Here is an 18,345-nt window from a genome sequence, read left to right on the forward strand (position 1 = left end):
GAGCTTGCGAAACAATAAACCACCCGCTATTCGGGTGCGGGACAGAAGTTATACAATTATACGGTTTCGACCTTGTGCCATATCCCCAACATAAAAACTTTTTCTCCTTAATCTTTCGGGATTATATAGTTTAGAGAGACGTAATTATCATCTACAGTCTCACATCCTATTAATTTTAATTCAAGCTTATCCTGTATTGATAAACTGCGAAATAACTGCGGAGTATTTGTACCCACCAAACATGGCGATATAATAAGGCTGATTTCATCAACAAGCCCCTGCTTAATAAGTACATTGGTTAATTCCCCGCCACTGTCTGTTCTTATAATTCTACAATTATACTTATCGTATAAAACTTCAAATGCTTTAGCATAATCCACGTTATCATCCCCGGCAATAATAAAATCATAGTTGCGCTCTTTTAAGTATTCAATATAATTCTTTGGCGTGGATGCAGATGCTAAAATAATAAAATCCTTACAATATTCTGAATCTCTAAAGACATGCAAATTCCGCAAGGTTCCACGGCTATCCGGTACCACCCATAGGGATCTTTTATCCTCTGGCATATCAGCAGGCTTTATAAATGCTTTTTCTGTCTCTGGGGGATATTGTTCTGCTGCCATACAAACTGTCTTACTTCCAAATAGCACCATATCAGCATTGAACTGATTTGCAATGGTATAATAGATGCCTGTATCAATAAAGCCACGAATACAACCATCTAAACTTATTTGTGTGTGCATGATTACTTTGGGTTTCATAAATCCTCCTCCTTATATGTAAATTTTATATTTTTAGTATACTTTGTCAAAGTGACAACCCTATGTCAGCAGGGTTTTAGCTTTAATTTTTAATACTTGTATTCTATGTTATAATCTGTTTATAACATATTAAAAGCAATTCCTTACAAAGGAGGGGTTCTATGAATAGACTGGACAGGCTATCAGCGATTCTCGTACATCTTCAATCTAAAAAAACAGTGACGGCTCAAGAATTAGCACAGCGATTTGATATATGTACTAGAACCGTATATAGAGATATAAGGTCACTTGAAGCCGCAGGGATTCCAATAGGCTCTGAACCTGGTATAGGCTATTTTCTTGTTGAGGGATATCATTTACCTCCTGTGAAGTTTACAATTGAGGAAGCAGGAGCATTATTAATAGCTGGAAAATTGACAAGTGCTTTTGCAGATGCAGAAACCAAAAAGAGCTTTGAAACAGCTCTTTATAAAATTAAAGCAGTCTTAAATAGTGAAGAAAAGATGTTCGTTTCGGAAATAGAAAATAAAATGGGTGTATACGATACAGGAGAGCATACGCCTATTCAAGGCAGCTTTATCGAAAAAATCCAAATAGCATTATTTGAGAAGAATATTATAGAAATCCAATATTTTGCTCCCTCTGAAGAACAAACGACATTAAGAAAAATTGAACCTGTTTCACTGGGCTTTTATGGGAACCATTGGCACTTAATTGCTTTTTGTCATATGCGAAATGCTTATCGGGATTTTCGTGTAGACCGTATTAAAAAGTTGTTTGTTGTAGACCAGCATTTTCAAAAAACGCATCCTCCAATTGAAATGATTATCAGACAAATGTACGAATCAAAAAGTCTATGCAAAGTAGCGATACGTTTAAAAAAGGGTAATAACTATGAAATAGTCAAGAAAAAGTGTGCATTAGGTTTTTTGGAAGAAAAGGACTTGGGCGACACAATAGAAATCGTCCTAATGGCAGATTCTTTGCCCATATTAGGAAAATTGTTGTTCCTATGTGGTAAAGATGTTGAAGTGCTTTACCCATCTAAACTAAAAACAATCATACTGCAATATGCTGCAGAGATAGCGCAGCAATACTTAAACGCATAAAAACAGCTCATTGTCCCGGCTTTTAAATTAGCTCATAGATAAGACTAATTTATCTTATTCTTTTTACATGTATCTAATAAAGCACTGCTGCTTTATGTTTTAGTTGGAAGCAGTTAAATCATCCAAAGAATATTCCAGTAAAGCCTTTAGATTTTCTTTGTTTGTGGTGTAATAATACCTGTTGCTGTCACTTGGGTCAAAATTTAGTATTCCAAGGTCCAATAAAAGGTTTAAATGATAAGATAACGTTGCTGTTGTTAAACCAAAATAATCAGCAAGCTCTTTGTTATACCATGGGCGCTTGCTTGTAAGGCGTATTATTTCAAGCCTTTTTTCATCTGAAAGGGCTTTAAACAGGTTTTTGTATTTATCTTGCATAATCTGTTGATTAAATCTTTCTTCCATGTAAAAGCCATACAGTATAAAAAATGTATTATTAATGTTTGTATAGAAGAAGCCTAAATCAATATAATAGCTTATAAAGATTCTTATACTTGAGGTATCTTTTATAGCCTTCGAATAATCTCCAATGCCGATAATATTTAAAAAACCAATAGGATCAGATTTTATTTTTTTATTATGCAGCTCAATTTTTTCATTCATAAAAGAAGAAACATATTCTTCGTAAGGCTTTACAAAGGCTTTATAAAACTTATCAAACAAATTAACAATTTTAGATTTATATTCTGATGGAAATCTTCTTATCTGAATATAAATATTAGCTGTTTCTTCATCATAAAGCTTTGAAAGGCTGTCAACTAACGTTTTGCAGTCTTCTTCGAAGCTTATACCAACATTATTATAATATTTATAGAGAGTTTTAATCAGGCTGTCGTCTGACATTTCGGAAACCGTATTTATCAAAGCTTCCGGTTCTGTTATATTGTTTGATAATATTATTTCAGCAAATGTATCTCCAAATCCTAAAACTTTATAAGTTAAAAGCAGCAAATCACTTTTCAAAAAAGGCGATATTTCGCTGTCCACAAACTTAAGCCAATTTTTTATTTGCATGCTGGGAGAAAAGTCTATAAAGTTGTCAAAATGCGCATTGTTAGATTTATTTCTAACATCATCCTCTAAGCAATAGGAGCAATACTTCATTATTGCATTTAAAAAATCAATTGCTTTATTGTATTCAATTAGAAGTTTCATCAAAATCCCTCCATGATAGCTAGAAAATTGTTTAATATATATTATAGATTAATGTTCTATGCAGTTCAATAAAAATTTAATACAGATATATAAGAATAAACCTAATAATAGTTAGTCAATATTTATCTAACATATATGTTAGATAAATATTGACTAACTATATCCAAAAAAGTATAATGTAAATAGAATTGATAAGAGATAGGATATCTCTATAAAAAAAGGGGGAAGCATTTTGAAAAAAAGTTTGTGCCTGATCATATGTTTTGCTCTAATTATATTATCTCTCACAGGATGCCAAAGTCAAAAGAGCACACCTGCTACTGGAAGTGAAAGCAGTAAGCAACTGGCAGACGAACAAATATTAAGATTATACATGGATAATGATCCTGCTGGACTTGACCCTCAGCTTTGCGTGGACACAAACGGCGGAGAAATATTAGCTTATTGTACAGACGCGCTTATAAATATAAACAAAGAAGGCAAATATGAGCCTGCGCTTGCCCAAAAGTGGGAAGTAGCAGATGACGAAAAGGAGTATATCTTCTACCTTAGAGACGCTAAATGGTCTGACGGTACTCCAATAACTGCTGATGATTTTTATTATTCATGGATGAGAGCTATAGATCCTAAAATTCAATCTGGAAATGCTTATAGATTTTTTAATATTGTTGGCGCTGAGGATTACTTTGCCGGCAAACTTACAGATCCTGCACAGGTAGGAATAAAAGTTGTTGACCAGAAGACCTTTAAGGTTACTCTTAGCAGACCAACCCCTTATTTTATGGGACTTGCTGTCGGCAATGCATTTAGACCTGTGAAGAAGGATTTTGTTGAAAAGTATGGAAGTGAATTTGCCAGTACTCCTGATAAGCTAATGTATAGCGGTCCTTTTAAATTATCAAAATGGACGCGTCAGCAGCAAATAGTACTTGAAAAAAATGAAAATCACTGGAATGCAGATAACTTAAAGCTTCAAAAAATTACTTATGACATAATACAAGACCCTCAGGTTCCGTTGCAAATGTATCAATCAGGTGACCTTGATGTAATAAACCTTGATGCAAGCTTGCTTGATAAATTCAGAGACTCAAAGGAACTAGAGACATTGCTTGGAACCAATATTGCCTTTACATCATACAATTGCAAGAATGAATACTTTAAAAACATTAATATCAGAAAAGCATTCTCTATGGTATTGGACAGAGACACCTTTACGGGTAAAGTTTTAAACAATGGTGCCAAACCGTTAAGAGGATATGTACCCTATGGCTTCCCAGGAGGATCAAATGATAAAGATTTCAGAAGCCACAATGGAGACCTAATAAAAGATATATCAAAAGATAATGTTGCAAAGGAAGCACAGCAGCTGCTGGACAAAGGGCTTTTAGAATTGGGAAAAACTAAGGAAGATCTTTCAAAGAATGCAAGTATTCTTGTTTTTGATGAAGAAGGTAAAAAACAAGCCCAAGTAATGCAGCAAAGCTATAGTAAATATTTCGGAGTGAATGTTAAAATTGATCAAATAACATTAAAGGTTATGATTGATAGAATGTTTAAGGGAGATTATTCAATGCTTATCATAGGCTATTCCGGATTTTACATAGATCCAATGGCATATTTGGAAAATTTCACAAGTGATTCACCTATGAATACAGCATTGTGGGGAAGTCCAAAATATGATGAATTAATTAAGAAGGCTTTGGAAGCTTCAGGAGATGAGAGAATGAATTATCTTTATGAGGCAGAGAAAATGCTGATGGATGAAATGCCCATATCTCCGGCTTATAATCGAGCATATAATTTTTTGACAAAGCCTTATGTAAAAGGATTTGAAAGAAATCCTTTCTATGGCTCTGACATAAATAAAGTTTATATAGAAAAACATTAGCGGAATAGTATAACGACTTTTAAGAGGATTATATACTCTTAAAAGTCGTTAAAACAGGTTATATAAGTGATTTAGTTAATTTTGGAGGTTAAGAACATATGAGAGATTCACAAAAAATACCTTTGGAAGTTTTATTTAAAAAAGCTGAGAAGGATGCAATAAAAATATCTCCGGACGGCGAGAAGATTTCCTATCTGAAAAATGTTAACGGTAAAGCATCCCTCATTATAATGGATATAAATAAGAAGGAAGAAAAAAGTATTTTAACTGATATTGATGATAGCATAATGGATTATCAGTGGACCTTTGATAATGACCGTATTCTTATTATCAAAGATCATAATGGAAATGAAAATTTTAGGCTGTATGAAATTGAATTAAGCAGCAAGGCTATAAAAGAAATTACGCCTTTTGATAATATTGTTGTAAGAAGCATAAATTTAAGCCCCGAATATAGGGATCATATTTTATTTGAAATGAATAAAGAAAATCCTACACAATTTGATGTTTATAAATACCATCTAAAGAGCGGAAATATTAGCATATTTCAGAAGAACCCAGATTCATTTTCCCAATGGGTATATACAGAAGAAATGACTATAGGCGCAGGCGTAAAGATCAATGAAGACGGAAGTCAAAGCTTGATGGTGAGAAATTCAAATAATGAATTTAAACAATTGCTTTTATGGAATATAGAAGATGGGTTTTCAAACTCACCTTTATTTTTCAGCAAAGACGGAAAATATATTTATGTCATAAGCGATACAAGCCAAGGAACATTAGGGCTTATAAAAATTGATATTGAAAATGGTGAAAAAATTATAATAGCCTGTGATGACAGATATGACATTAGGGATGTGTGTAAAAAGCCTGTTAATGGTGATATTGAAGCAGTCTCTTTTGTCAGATACATAAATGAATATAAAGTAGTAGATAAAAACAAAGAAGAAGATTATCTTTTTATAAATAAAAACATTGATTCGGAGTTTTATGTTGTAAGCAGAAGCTTGAATAATGAAGCATGGATAATAAAGGCTATCTCTTTGACCGGTCTGGTAAGCTTTTATTTGTATAAAGACAAAAAACTTACTCTTTTGTTTGAACAAAACTCTGAGCTAAAGAATTATAAATTAAGCAAGCATGAGGGTATAAGGTATACATCAAGAGATGGACTAACCATAGAGGGTTATATCACATATCCGCAAGGACAAAAAAAGGAGAAGCTGCCTCTTGTGCTGAATGTTCATGGGGGACCATGGTATAGAGAGTATGTAGAGGATTTGTCCCGTGAGGCTCAATGGATCGCCAATAGAGGTTATATATGTCTTAACGTAAATTTTAGAGGGTCAACCGGATATGGGAAGGATTTTTTAAATAAAGGCAACAAGCAGTGGGGCAGGGATATGCACAATGATCTTATCGATGCGATAAATTGGGCTATTTCTTCCGGAATAGCAGATAAGGATCGGATATGTATAATGGGAATGTCTTACGGAGGCTACGCTACCCTTGCAGGGGTAACCTTAACACCGGACATTTTTAAGTGCGCTATAGATAGAGTAGGTCCAAGCAATTTGATCAATCTTATGAATTCTTTGCCGGATCATTGGCGGTTGCTAAAGGATAATTATTTTCTTCGGGTAGGTCATCCAATAGAGGATAAGGAGCTTCTTATGGAAGTTTCCCCAATATTTCATTTGGACAAAATTAAAGTTCCAATTTTAATAGCCCATGGTTTGAATGATCCCAGAGTAAATGTTTCGGAGTCAGAAAATATCGTAAAACATTTAAAAGAGAGCAATAAGGTATATGAATACATATTATTTGAGGATGAAGGACATTTGATAAATAAAGAAAAAAATAATTATATTTTTTATAAAGCAGCAGAGAACTTCTTGAATAAATATCTATAACATCACTTATGCGGGAGGAGTTTAAATGCTAGGATATGTTTTAAAAAGAATAATCACCTTAATAGCGACTCTTTGGATTATAATAACTATAACATTTTTCTCTATGAAGGCCCTTCCGGGAGACCCATTTTCTGATGACATGAAAATGCCTCCCATAGTAAAATCTGCTTTAAGGACAAAATATGGTTTGGACAAGCCAATTAATGAACAATATTTTATCTATATTAAAAACATATTAAAGGGTGACCTGGGAATATCAATGAAATATGAAAATGTGTCGGTAAAACAAATAATAGCGGAAGGATTCCCTGTATCAGCCACCCTTGGACTTGTAGCTGCAGTATTCGGAATAAGCCTGGGTATTGCAGGAGGGGCCATAGCGGGGCTTAACAGGCAAAAGTTTATAGATTATTTTATTAGTGTTATATCCGTACTTGGTATATGTGTCCCCGGCTTTGTTATTGCTTCCCTTTTACAAATAACGTTAGGAGGAAAGCTTCTACCGGTGGCAAGATGGGGGACTCCAAAACATATAGTGCTTCCGGCCCTTGCCCTTGGAATAGGAATTATTGCTTACCAGGCAAGAATGATGCGCACAAGTGTTGTAGAAGTATTAAGGCAGGATTATATAAAGACGTCAAAAGCCATGGGGTTATCCTTCGGCGAAACTGTAAGAACTCATGTGTTGAGAAATTCACTTCTTCCTAATATTACTGTAATAGGTCCGCTGATTGCAGGACTCATGTGCGGTACCTTTGTCATAGAAAAAATATTTGCCATACCCGGTCTTGGAAAGTACTACATACAAAGCATTCAGCAAAGTGATTATACAGTAATAATGGGAATGACAATATTCTATGCATCAATGCTTCTTGTCATGACATTGATTGTTGACGTGCTCTATGGAATTGTAGATCCGAGAATCAAGATATACAAATCAGATAAATAATAGTATAGGAGTTTTAATATGGAGTCTAAAATAATTAATAAAGAATTATTTATAATCGATGACAAAGTAGAATGTCAATACGAAATCCAAAGAAAAAGCCTATCCTATTGGAAGGATGTATGGAGGAGATTAAAGAGAAATAAGCTTGCAATTATTTCACTATTTATATTGGGGCTCATAATTATAATGGCTGCAATTGGTCCTAAGCTTCAATCCTATGATTTTGATGAGCAGAACATGGACCTTATTAATAAAGGTCCATCATCAGAACATCTATTTGGTACAGATGAGCTTGGAAGGGATATATTTGTCAGAGTATGGTATGGCGCTAGGATCTCTTTGACAATCGCAGTGTTTTCTGCCGGCATTAATTTATTAATAGGCACATTGTATGGAGGCTTTGCAGGATATAAGGGCGGAAGTGTAGATAATATAATGATGAGAATCATTGATATAATTTACTCTGTGCCTGAAATGATATGGATTATTTTGCTTATGGTTGTTGTTGGACCGGGGCTTAAGACGATGATTATAGTATTTGCCATAGTAGGTTGGGGTGGTATGGCAAGGCTTGTAAGAGGTCAGGTGCTTCAAATAAGAGAAATGGAATTTATTCAAGCAGCTAAAGTATTTGGTGCCAGTACAAGAAGAGTTATAATGAAGCATTTACTGCCAAACTGTATAGGTCCTATTATAGTATCTCTCACATTTTCTATTCCTTCAGCCATATATACGGAAGCATTTCTAAGCTACATAGGACTTGGAGTTCCTATTCCCCTGGCAAGCTGGGGCACTTTATCAAACGATGGCGCAAAGCTGCTTTTAGCTCACCCATATCAACTTCTATTCCCATCACTTATGATTTGCATTACAATATTTGCATTTAACATATTAGGTGATGCGCTAAGAGATACGATGGATCCGCGCATGAAGGATTAGGAGGGGTAAAAATGAGCAAGAAAATATTAGAAATAAAGGATTTGCATGTATCCTTTGATACATATGCAGGGGAAGTTAAGGCAGTAAGAGGAGTATGCTTAAGTGTAGATGAGAGAGAAGTACTGGCTATAGTGGGTGAGTCCGGCTGTGGGAAATCAGTTACAGCAAATTCTATATTGAAGCTTATTCCAAAAGAAGCTGGCAGAATAAAAAGCGGAGAAATTATATTTGATGGTAAAGAAATATCACAATATAGCGAAAGAGAAATGCAAAATATAAGAGGGTCCCAGATAAGTATGATTTTTCAAGACCCTATGACTGCAATAGATCCGACTATGAAGGTAGAAAAACAAATAATGCAGGTTATAATGAAGCATCAAAAGATAAATAAAGCTGAAGCATATAAAAAGGCTATAGAAATGATGGAGATTGTAGGGATTCCGGATGCAAAACGAAGGGGGGCTCAATACCCTTTTGAATTCAGCGGAGGTATGCGTCAAAGAATAATGATAGCAATAGCTTTGTCTTGCAATCCTAAGCTTTTAATAGCAGATGAGCCAACAACAGCACTTGATGTAACAATACAATCTCAAATATTAGATCTTCTAAAGGATTTGCAGAAAAATCTCGGTACCTCTATAATACTCATTACCCATGACCTTGGAGTAGTAGCCAACATGGCAAATCATGCAGCAGTTATGTATGCAGGGAAGATTGTAGAAAAAGCAGAAATAATAGAGTTGTTTGAAAATCCAAAACATCCATATACTATAAGTTTAATCAATTCAATCCCCGACCTTGATTGTAAATCAAAACAAATATTAAGCCCTATAGAAGGTTATCCTCCAGATCTTATAAGTCCGCCTAAAGGGTGTCCTTTTTCGCCAAGATGCAAATATTCTATGAAGGTTTGCAGACTGATGATTCCCGAGCGCATTGATATTAATGAAAATCATTTTGCTCATTGCTGGCTTTTGCATGAAAATGCTCCAAAGGAATTAATAGAAAAAATGAAAAGGGATGTAAAAATATGAGTGATAAAATTTTAATAAGCGTAAACGATTTGAAGAAGTATTTTGATTTAGGCGGAGGACATATTTTAAAGGCAGTGGATGGAATAAGCTTTGACATAAAAGAAGGAAAAACTCTGGGACTTGTAGGCGAGTCAGGCTGTGGGAAGTCTACAGCAGGGAAAATGCTTATAAATCTTTTTAAGCCCACTGGTGGAGATATCATGTTTGAAAATAAAAACATACATAAATTGAATAAAGGTGAGCTTACGAATTTTAGAAAAAACACTCAGATAATATTTCAAGATCCATATTCCTCGTTGAATCCAAGGATGAAGATACTTGACATTATAGCGGAAGGCTTTGATATTTTCGGTGAATGCAAAGGCATTGAGAGACAGGAGAGAGTATTAAATCTCCTTCAAACTGTTGGACTAGAGAAAGAGGCTGCTCAAAGATATCCTCATGAGTTCAGCGGAGGTCAAAGGCAAAGGATAGGCATAGCAAGGGCTATATCCTTAAACCCAAAATTTGTTGTATGTGATGAGCCTATATCGGCATTGGATGTTTCCATACAAGCACAAATAGTAAATTTACTAAATAAACTACAAAAAGACCTTTCACTTACATATTTATTTATATCCCATGATATAAAAATGGTAAAATTAATTTCTGACAGGATTGCAGTAATGTATCTTGGTAAGATAGTTGAAATAGGCAACAGTGAAGAGGTATTCAATAACCCCCTTCATCCTTATTCAAAGATATTGATATCAGCTATACCTATAGCTAATCCTAGAATTGAAAAAGAAAGAAAAAGGATAAAGCTTAACGGAGATATACCTTCTCCAATAGATAGAAAAAGCGCTTGTGTATTTGTGAATAGATGTCCCCATAAGATAGATATATGCGAGGTAAAAGAGCCGAAGCTCAGTGAAATTGATGAAACCCATAAAGTTGCTTGTTTTTTGTATAACAATTAGCACTTGCACAGCTATCAAAAGGTGTACGCAGCAGCTTAAGGATATTTGAGCGACTGCTGCTATATCCAGTTAAAATCACGGGTAAATAAATCTGCTTGTTTGCCCGTGATTATTAATTTATCCATAAACTCTCCGTATGCATCTGATAAAGCACGTCTGCTTCTCAAACTCTCTATGGATTGGAGCTCCTGCTATGTGATAATATATACAATAGGATGTGATATTGATGAATATATTGAATGCAGAAAATATAAGCAAGAGCTACAGTGAAAAAATATTGCTGAAAAATATAAGCCTTGGAATAAGCGATGGCGATAAGATAGGAGTCATCGGCATAAACGGTACAGGCAAGAGCACCTTTTTAAAAATAATAGCAGGTCATGAAGTGCCTGATGAGGGAAGGATCACTAAGGGCAGCTCAGTTATTGTTGAGTATCTCCCTCAAAGCCCGGACTTTCATCCCGATGACACTGTGCTGGAGCAGGTATTCAGGGGCGATACCCCTGTGATGAAGCTGATAAGGGCATATGAAAAAGCTCTCGAAGCCGGAGCGGGAGGCCATATCATAAGGCTCACCCATGAGATGGACGTTCTGGACGCCTGGAATGTGGAAAGTGAAGCGAAAGCTATACTGACCAAAATGGGTATATTTGATTTTAATGCAAAGATAAGCACTTTATCCGGCGGGCAGAAAAAGCGCATAGCTCTAGCCGCCGCTCTCATAAACCCCTCGGATCTTTTGATACTCGACGAGCCTACCAACCATCTGGATAATGACATAATAGATTATTTGGAAGCTTATCTCAACAAGAGAAAAGGTGCACTGCTCATGGTAACCCATGACAGATACTTTTTGGAGAGAGTCACGAATAAGACAATAGAGCTGGATAGAGGCAGACTCTATGAATACGACGGAAACTATGATGGCTTCTTGGAGAAAAAGCTCCTTCGGGAAGAGATGGAAAGGGCCAGCGAGGAAAAAAGGCAAAATCTGCTGAGAAAAGAGCTAGCCTGGATTAAAAGGGGAGCCAAGGCAAGAAGTACAAAGCAGAAAGCGAGAATACAACGCTTTGAAGAGCTGAGAGATAGAGAGCCTGATTTTATAGAAGATAAGCTTGAGATATCCGTGGGAGGGAGCAGGCTTGGAAGGAAGATAATTGAAATCCATGGCGTATCCAAAGCTTACGGTGATAAGAAGCTTATAGAGGATTTCAGCTATATACTTCTCAGGGATGACCGCATAGGCATAATAGGGCCTAACGGCATAGGCAAATCAACCCTTTTGAATATCATAGCCGGAAAGACTGCGCCGGACAAGGGATATGTGGATATAGGAGAAACAGTCCGCATAGGAATGTTCACCCAGGAGACCAGCCACATGGATGATGATATGAGAGCCATAGAGTATGTGCGGGAAGGCGCTGAATACATTGCCAATGCAGAAGGATACAAGCTCAGTGCTTCCCAGATGATGGAGACTTTTTTGTTCGATTCGACGATGCAGTGGACACCCATAGGAAAGCTTTCCGGAGGGGAGAGAAGGCGGCTTCATCTTCTGAGGGTGCTGATTGAGGCACCAAATGTACTGCTTCTGGACGAACCGACCAATGATCTGGATATTGAAACCTTGACCATATTGGAGGATTATCTCGAAAGCTTCCCGGGAGCGGTGATTGCCGTATCCCATGACAGGTATTTTCTGGATAAGGCGGCGGAAAAGATTTTTTGCTTTGAAGGGAATGGCAGCATAGCTCGGTATACGGGGAACTATTCCGATTTCAAAGAAAAATCAGATGAGAATACAGCCGATAAGGAAGACCATAAGGATACAAGGGAAAAAAGGGCTGAGGCCAGGGAAAAGCCGAAAGCTTTGAAATTCACCTATAAGGAACAAAAAGAATATGAACAAATAGATGAAATTATTGCTTCAATAGAAGAGAATATCCGGGAGCTTGAGACGAAGATAAACGAAGCGGCTTCAGACTATGAGCTTTTGCAGAAGCTGCTGCTTGAAAAGGAGGAGCAGGAAAAGCTGCTGGAGGAAAAGATGGAGAGATGGGTTTATCTCAATGAACTGGCAGAGAGGATACAAGAGAGCAAAACCCCGGGGGTTTAAACAAGGTTTATGCGATCAATAATGTATGGAGGTGTTTGCTATTGTGGAGAAAAATCAGCTGGAAGAACTGCTAAAGGAACTGGAATATCATAAACAAGTATATGAAGAGTTGAATTTGATCCTTGATACCACCTTTGATTTTATAAGCATTGCTGATGGAAAAGGTATTTTTTTAAGGCTTAGCAAGGGTTCAGAAGAGATTTTCAATGTTTCGGAAGGCGAGATCATAGGTTCAAGCTGTTACGATGTAGAGAGAATGGGAATTGTGGACAATTCAGTGACTCGAGTAGTTTTGGAAACCGGCAAAAAGATATCATCAGTACAGATCACCCAGGGCGGAAAACGGTTTATGGTCATTGGTATCCCGATGTTTGACGATAAGGGAAGGTTAAAACGCATAATAAACATATCCAGAGATATAACCGAAATTGAAAAACTGAATAATAGGCTTAAGGAAACAGAAGAGCTCCTTGATTGGTACCGTTATGAAATACTGAAAAAGCAGGAGTTTGAAGAAACCTTTATATATAATGAAACCTCTTCTATGAAGAAGATTTTCAATCTGGTGAATCAGGTATCCAGAGTAGATGCCACAGTTTTGCTTCAGGGGGAAACAGGGGTGGGGAAAAATCTCATCGCCAAAACGATCCATAAGCTCAGTTCAAGGCGAGAAAATCCTTTCGTACAGATAAACTGCGGTGCCATCCCGGAAAACCTGCTTGAATCTGAGCTGTTCGGATATGTGGAAGGAGCCTTTACCGGTGCTGCAAAAGGCGGCAAAAAGGGCTTCTTTGAGATAGCTAATGATGGAACGATCTTTTTAGATGAGATTGCCGAGATTCCTTTGTATCTTCAGGTAAAGCTCCTTCATGCATTAGAGCATCATGAGATATATAAGGTGGGAAGCTCAAGCCCCACAAAATTCAATGTGCGCATATTGACAGCAACCAATAAGGATCTGAAAGCTATGGTAAAGGATGGAGGCTTTAGAGAAGACTTATACTACAGGCTTAATGTCCTTCCCATATTCATACCTCCCTTAAGGGAAAGAATGGATGATATCCCTCTGCTCACTCATCATTTCTTAAGCAAATACAATAATAAATACTGCATGAACAAGCAATTGACTATGGAAGCCCACAAGGCTTTGGCACAATATAAGTGGCCCGGCAATATAAGGGAGCTTGAGAATGTCATAGAGAGGCTTATCATAACCTGCGGACAGGATATGATAGATGCAAGCCATGTGTATAATACGGTTTATGGCTCTAATGAAAGAGCAACAATAGAAATAAACGGGATAATACCTCTTAAGCAGGCGGTAGAAAAAGTAGAAAAGGAGCTTTTGTTTAAGGCTATGGAAGAATTCAAGACAACGAGAGAGGTCGCCAAGGTTCTGGAAATAGATCAATCTACTGTGGTAAAAAAATTAAATAAATACAAAAATATTAGATGATGACGAGAGGAATCTTTTGTGATGAATAAATTCATCACTTTTATTTTTTTTGGAGTTTTTTCACTATAAAAATAAAATAGGCTTCGTGAGAGGCTTGAAAATAAACAATTTATAAAAACTTTTTTAAATTTAGAAAATTGGCACAAACATTGCACATAAAAAGAATATTAGAAACAATGCACAGGCTAAATAAGAAGGAGATGATTTTATACAGGATGGATATTAGTCTGTGAAAAAGTAAAAGGAGGCTTATTATGAGTATTATCATGGCTTTTTGTGTCGTATTAGTGGTTTTGGCAATAGGAGATGTCATATCAGCCAAAACAAAAGCATTTATACCTTCTGTATTTGTATCCGCAATATTGTTTTTAATAGGATTTTGGACTTTTCTTCCCCAGGATTTGATCGATATTTCCAGTTTGGGAATGCCTTTTGCTCTATTAGCAATGTATCTGCTCATAACTCACATGGGAACCATGATGAGTGTCAGCGAATTGATAAGTCAATGGAAGACCATTACAATCGCCTTTATGGGTTTGGTGGGAATGTGCGCAGGCACAATGACCATAGGAACTTTGCTGTTTGGCTGGGATACTGTGGTAGCAGGCACTCCGCCTTTAACCGGCGGTATAGTGGCAGCCATAATGATGTCGGATGCTTTCGCGGCAAAAGGGATGCAGGACTTGGCAGTGCTGGCAATAGTGATGTATGTCATGCAGGGCTTTGCCGGTTATCCGCTTACGGCTTTGTGCTTAAAGAAGGAAGGAAAACGTTTGCTGTCGCTTTACAGAAGCGGTGAAATGGTTGCAGCAAAGCCTAAGAGCTTCAATGTTGATATACCTAAGAAGTCCAAATATAATATATTCCCTCCATTGCCGGAAAAGTATCGGACAACTTACATGTACTTAGCAAAGCTTGGATTGGTTGCATGGGCGGCGGTCAGCTTTGCTGCGGCAACAAATGAAGTGATATCAAGGTATGTGGTATGTTTGATCTTTGGCGTCATTGCTTCTGAGATCGGTTTCCTGGAAAGAAAGCCTTTGAATGAATCAAACTCCTTCGGCTGGCTTATGACTTCACTTATGGCATATGTATTTGCTCAACTGGCTAAGGCTACACCGGCCATGTTAGTGGAGATTTTTGTTCCATTGTTAGGCATCATCGTTATCGGAGTTGCAGGTATGGCGCTATTTTCTACTATTATAGGCAAAAGATTAGGCTATTCCAAAGAGATGGCTTTTTCAGTAGCCTTGACAGCCCTCTACGGATTTCCTCCCAACTATATACTTACGGATGAAGCATCAAAGGCTTTGGCAGAAACTCCGGAAGAAAAGGAATTTTTAATGGATCAGATGCTTCCCAAGATGCTGGTAGGCGGATTTACAACAGTAACAATTGCATCCGTCATTATAGCCGGTGTTTTTATCAAGTTCTTATAGATGGACCTGTTGAAAATTACGTTTGATTATTAGGAGAAATATATGAAGACAAATTTGATTAGAATAGCACAAGATATTGAAGCTTTATCCCGTTATAATGCGACACCGGGAGAAGGCTTGACCCGTTTTTCTTTCACTAAGGAAGACAGGGGAGCGAGGGAATATATAAAAAAAGAGATGGAGAAAGCCGGGCTTAGGGTATATGAAGACGGAGCAGGCACGATAATAGGCCGGCTGGAAGGCAAAAACCAGGATGCTCCTGTGATCATGCTGGGCTCTCATTTTGATTCCGTGAAAAACGGTGGAAATTTCGATGGCAATGCAGGAGTTGTAACAGCTCTTGAAATTTCAAGGGTCCTCAAAGAAAACAAAATGGAATTGAATCATCCTGTTGAGTTCGTTGCAATCGTTGAAGAAGAAGGCGGCCGTTTTGGCAGCGGGCTATTTGGAAGCAGGGCAATGGCAGGAAAAATTCCAAGGGAGCAGCTGGACCTGTTAAAGGATGAAGACGGAGTAACTATTGCAAAAGCCATGTCTGACTTTGGCCTGGACCCGGATAATATTTTGCAGGCTGTCAGGGAGCCCGGTGATATAAAAGCTTTTTTGGAGCTCCATATTGAGCAAGGGCCTGTATTGGAGCATGAGGAGAAAAGCATAGGAATCGTTCAATATATAGTGGGCATAAACCAGATGGAAGTGGTCATAGAGGGGCGCGCCGACCATGCAGGAACTACGCCTATGGATATGAGAAGGGATGCATTGGATGCAGCGGCAGGCGTCATATATAACATCAGCGGTTTTGCCGGATCATTGAAGGATGGCACGGTAGCAACTGTAGGAAGTATTACGGCGCTTCCGGGGGCTGCCAATATAGTGCCGGGGAAAGTGAAGTTTACTATAGATGTAAGATCAAAGGATGAAGGATCCATATGCAAAGTGATAGACTTTGTAAAAAGCAGGCTGGAAGATGCAAGGAGAGAAAAGGAAGTAACTTATACTATTGACAGCAAGCTTAAAGTGTCTCCGGTGGAGATGAATGAAGAGATAATTAAGCTTTGTTATAAAAACTGTGAAGCTCTTGGCTTTTCCCGGATGAATATGCTCAGCGGAGCGGGCCATGATGCCATGGTGATGTCAGAACTCACCAGGGTGGGCCTGATATTTGTACCCAGCAAAAATGGCAGGAGCCATTGCCCCGAGGAATGGACCGATTATGAGGATCTGCAAAGGGGTATTGAGTTGATGTATCATACGCTATTGGATTTGGGAAAGGAGATATAAATGAAAATCAGAGATCTTGCAGAGCAGTATAAAGAATATATAGTGGATTTAAGAAGAGAATTCCATATGCATCCTGAGGTCAGCTGGCAGGAAATAAGGACTTCCGGCAGAGTCAAAGAAGAGCTTGCCAAGATGGGAGTGCCATACAAAGAGATAGCCAAAACAGGGGTCATGGCTGTCATAAAAGGGAAATATGAAGGCAAAACGGTAGCCCTGAGAGCTGATATGGATGCTTTACAGGTGAAAGAGCAAAATAAAGTACCTTATTGCTCAAAGAATGTGGGTGTAATGCATGCTTGCGGTCATGATGGGCATACGGCCATGCTATTGGGCGCAGCGAAGATGCTGAATGAAATGAAAGATGATATGAAAGGGACCGTAAGGCTCTTTTTCCAACCCGCCGAGGAGATGGCTGAAGGCGCATATGCCATGGTAAAGGAAGGCTGCATGGATGGCGTAGATGAAGTTTTTGGAATACATCTATGGAGCGATCTGGAAAAAGGCGAAATATCTGTGGAAGCGGGGCCTAGAATGGCTTCTGCAGATTTGTTTAAAATAAAGGTAAAGGGCAAAGGCGGGCATGGCTCCCTTCCTCATCAAGGCATAGATGCCGTGGTTGCTTCCTCTGCAATTGTTATGAATTTGCAGTCCATCGTAAGCAGAGAAATCAGCCCTTTGGAATCAGCTGTGGTCAGTGTTGGAGTATTGAATTCAGGCACAAGATTCAATGTTATAGCAAGCGAAGCCGTTTTAGAAGGCACGACAAGATGCTTCAGCCCTGACATCAGGGAAAGATTCCCCAAAATGATGGAGAGGATCATTGAGAGCACGGCAGAAAGCTATAGAGCCGAAGCACAATTAGAATATACTTTGGGCACGCCGCCCACTATCAATGATGCCACAAGTTCAGAAAGGGCAATAAAAACCATCGAAAAGCTTTTCGGCACAGATGCAGTATCCCTCATGGAGAAGGTAACAGGGGGAGAAGATTTTGCCGTATACTTGGAAAAGGCTCCCGGAGCTATTGCCTTTGTCGGAGTGAGAAATGATGAAAAAGAGAGCAACTATCCGCATCATCACGGAAGATTCAATATCGACGAGGATGCCCTGGAAATGGGAGCAGCTCTTTATGCTCAGTATGCATTGGATTTTTTAAGTGAATAATAGAGTAAAGTATAAATTTATAATTTACGGGCAATCCGGGATTTGATGCCCTTATGCAATTCAAAATACCGCAATAAAAAGTGTAGCTGTCATATATCCGTGAACAAGAGAGCAAAATATAGAAGCCTTTATCGCTAAAAATGTTATAATATTAGCAGAGACTATATTGAGAGGATTGT

The 18,345-nt window shown here is 37.8% G+C and carries 14 protein-coding genes; 12 read left to right on the forward strand and 2 right to left on the reverse strand.

Features of this window, described 5'->3' with window-relative positions:
• Window positions 1-107 precede the first annotated feature (107 nt).
• A complete protein-coding gene (locus AC4HCY_RS02565; RefSeq protein WP_323433366.1) occupies window positions 108-764 on the reverse strand; it encodes a RibD family protein in 657 nt (218 codons plus the stop codon).
• Between the two features lie 161 nt (window positions 765-925).
• Here AC4HCY_RS02565 and AC4HCY_RS02570 point away from each other — a divergent pair, with 161 nt between their 5' ends.
• Window positions 926-1,873 (forward strand): helix-turn-helix transcriptional regulator, encoded by a 948-nt coding sequence (locus AC4HCY_RS02570; protein WP_491095331.1) that lies wholly within the window; start codon window positions 926-928, stop codon window positions 1,871-1,873.
• 99 nt (window positions 1,874-1,972) lie between these two features.
• Here AC4HCY_RS02570 and AC4HCY_RS02575 read toward each other — a convergent pair whose 3' ends face one another.
• On the reverse strand, window positions 1,973-3,028 hold the full coding sequence (locus tag AC4HCY_RS02575; RefSeq protein ID WP_491095332.1) for an ArsR family transcriptional regulator: 1,056 nt from the start codon (window positions 3,026-3,028) through the stop codon (window positions 1,973-1,975).
• Between the two features lie 232 nt (window positions 3,029-3,260).
• Here AC4HCY_RS02575 and AC4HCY_RS02580 point away from each other — a divergent pair, with 232 nt between their 5' ends.
• From AC4HCY_RS02580 to AC4HCY_RS02630, 11 genes are all read left to right on the forward strand, one after another.
• Window positions 3,261-4,916: a peptide ABC transporter substrate-binding protein gene (locus AC4HCY_RS02580; protein WP_491095333.1), complete on the forward strand. Its 1,656-nt coding sequence runs from the start codon at window positions 3,261-3,263 to the stop codon at window positions 4,914-4,916.
• A gap of 98 nt (window positions 4,917-5,014) precedes the next feature.
• The gene (locus AC4HCY_RS02585) at window positions 5,015-6,829 is read left to right on the forward strand and encodes an alpha/beta hydrolase family protein (RefSeq protein WP_491095334.1); all 1,815 of its coding nucleotides are present in this window, start codon (window positions 5,015-5,017) and stop codon (window positions 6,827-6,829) included.
• Between the two features lie 25 nt (window positions 6,830-6,854).
• Window positions 6,855-7,778 (forward strand): ABC transporter permease, encoded by a 924-nt coding sequence (locus tag AC4HCY_RS02590; protein WP_323433361.1) that lies wholly within the window; start codon window positions 6,855-6,857, stop codon window positions 7,776-7,778.
• Between the two features lie 18 nt (window positions 7,779-7,796).
• Window positions 7,797-8,717 (forward strand): ABC transporter permease, encoded by a 921-nt coding sequence (locus tag AC4HCY_RS02595; protein WP_323433360.1) that lies wholly within the window; start codon window positions 7,797-7,799, stop codon window positions 8,715-8,717.
• An 11-nt stretch (window positions 8,718-8,728) separates the two neighbouring features.
• Complete coding sequence (locus AC4HCY_RS02600; protein ID WP_491095335.1) at window positions 8,729-9,751, forward strand: ABC transporter ATP-binding protein; 1,023 nt, start codon at window positions 8,729-8,731, stop codon at window positions 9,749-9,751.
• Entirely contained in the window at window positions 9,748-10,710 is a 963-nt protein-coding gene (locus AC4HCY_RS02605) for an ABC transporter ATP-binding protein (protein ID WP_323433358.1), read from the forward strand. Before AC4HCY_RS02600 ends, AC4HCY_RS02605 begins: the two co-directional genes overlap by 4 nt.
• Window positions 10,711-10,936: 226 nt before the next feature.
• Window positions 10,937-12,826 (forward strand): ABC-F family ATP-binding cassette domain-containing protein, encoded by a 1,890-nt coding sequence (locus AC4HCY_RS02610; RefSeq protein ID WP_323433357.1) that lies wholly within the window; start codon window positions 10,937-10,939, stop codon window positions 12,824-12,826.
• 43 nt (window positions 12,827-12,869) lie between these two features.
• Entirely contained in the window at window positions 12,870-14,282 is a 1,413-nt protein-coding gene (locus tag AC4HCY_RS02615; protein ID WP_323433356.1) for a sigma-54 interaction domain-containing protein, read from the forward strand.
• A 254-nt stretch (window positions 14,283-14,536) separates the two neighbouring features.
• A complete protein-coding gene (locus AC4HCY_RS02620; protein ID WP_323433355.1) occupies window positions 14,537-15,721 on the forward strand; it encodes a hypothetical protein in 1,185 nt (394 codons plus the stop codon).
• Between the two features lie 42 nt (window positions 15,722-15,763).
• Window positions 15,764-17,002 (forward strand): M20 family metallo-hydrolase, encoded by a 1,239-nt coding sequence (locus AC4HCY_RS02625; RefSeq protein WP_491095336.1) that lies wholly within the window; start codon window positions 15,764-15,766, stop codon window positions 17,000-17,002.
• The gene (locus tag AC4HCY_RS02630; protein WP_323433353.1) at window positions 17,003-18,166 is read left to right on the forward strand and encodes a M20 family metallopeptidase; all 1,164 of its coding nucleotides are present in this window, start codon (window positions 17,003-17,005) and stop codon (window positions 18,164-18,166) included. It begins immediately after the preceding gene.
• The last annotated feature ends 179 nt before the right edge of the window (window positions 18,167-18,345 follow it).

The sequence above is a fragment of the Lutispora sp. QWL-02 genome (assembly GCF_058315355.1).

What these genes read in the sequence shown, in the direction of transcription:
- AC4HCY_RS02595 (WP_323433360.1), top strand. Translation starts at nt 7,797, where the DNA reads ATGGAGTCTAAAATAATTAATAAAGAATTATTTATAATCGATGACAAA.
- AC4HCY_RS02565 (WP_323433366.1), bottom strand. Translation starts at nt 764, where the DNA reads ATGAAACCCAAAGTAATCATGCACACACAAATAAGTTTAGATGGTTGT.
- AC4HCY_RS02620 (WP_323433355.1), top strand. Translation starts at nt 14,537, where the DNA reads ATGAGTATTATCATGGCTTTTTGTGTCGTATTAGTGGTTTTGGCAATA.
- AC4HCY_RS02570 (WP_491095331.1), top strand. Translation starts at nt 926, where the DNA reads ATGAATAGACTGGACAGGCTATCAGCGATTCTCGTACATCTTCAATCT.
- AC4HCY_RS02575 (WP_491095332.1), bottom strand. Translation starts at nt 3,028, where the DNA reads ATGAAACTTCTAATTGAATACAATAAAGCAATTGATTTTTTAAATGCA.
- AC4HCY_RS02590 (WP_323433361.1), top strand. Translation starts at nt 6,855, where the DNA reads ATGCTAGGATATGTTTTAAAAAGAATAATCACCTTAATAGCGACTCTT.
- AC4HCY_RS02625 (WP_491095336.1), top strand. Translation starts at nt 15,764, where the DNA reads ATGAAGACAAATTTGATTAGAATAGCACAAGATATTGAAGCTTTATCC.
- AC4HCY_RS02600 (WP_491095335.1), top strand. Translation starts at nt 8,729, where the DNA reads ATGAGCAAGAAAATATTAGAAATAAAGGATTTGCATGTATCCTTTGAT.
- AC4HCY_RS02585 (WP_491095334.1), top strand. Translation starts at nt 5,015, where the DNA reads ATGAGAGATTCACAAAAAATACCTTTGGAAGTTTTATTTAAAAAAGCT.
- AC4HCY_RS02610 (WP_323433357.1), top strand. Translation starts at nt 10,937, where the DNA reads ATGAATATATTGAATGCAGAAAATATAAGCAAGAGCTACAGTGAAAAA.
- AC4HCY_RS02630 (WP_323433353.1), top strand. Translation starts at nt 17,003, where the DNA reads ATGAAAATCAGAGATCTTGCAGAGCAGTATAAAGAATATATAGTGGAT.
- AC4HCY_RS02605 (WP_323433358.1), top strand. Translation starts at nt 9,748, where the DNA reads ATGAGTGATAAAATTTTAATAAGCGTAAACGATTTGAAGAAGTATTTT.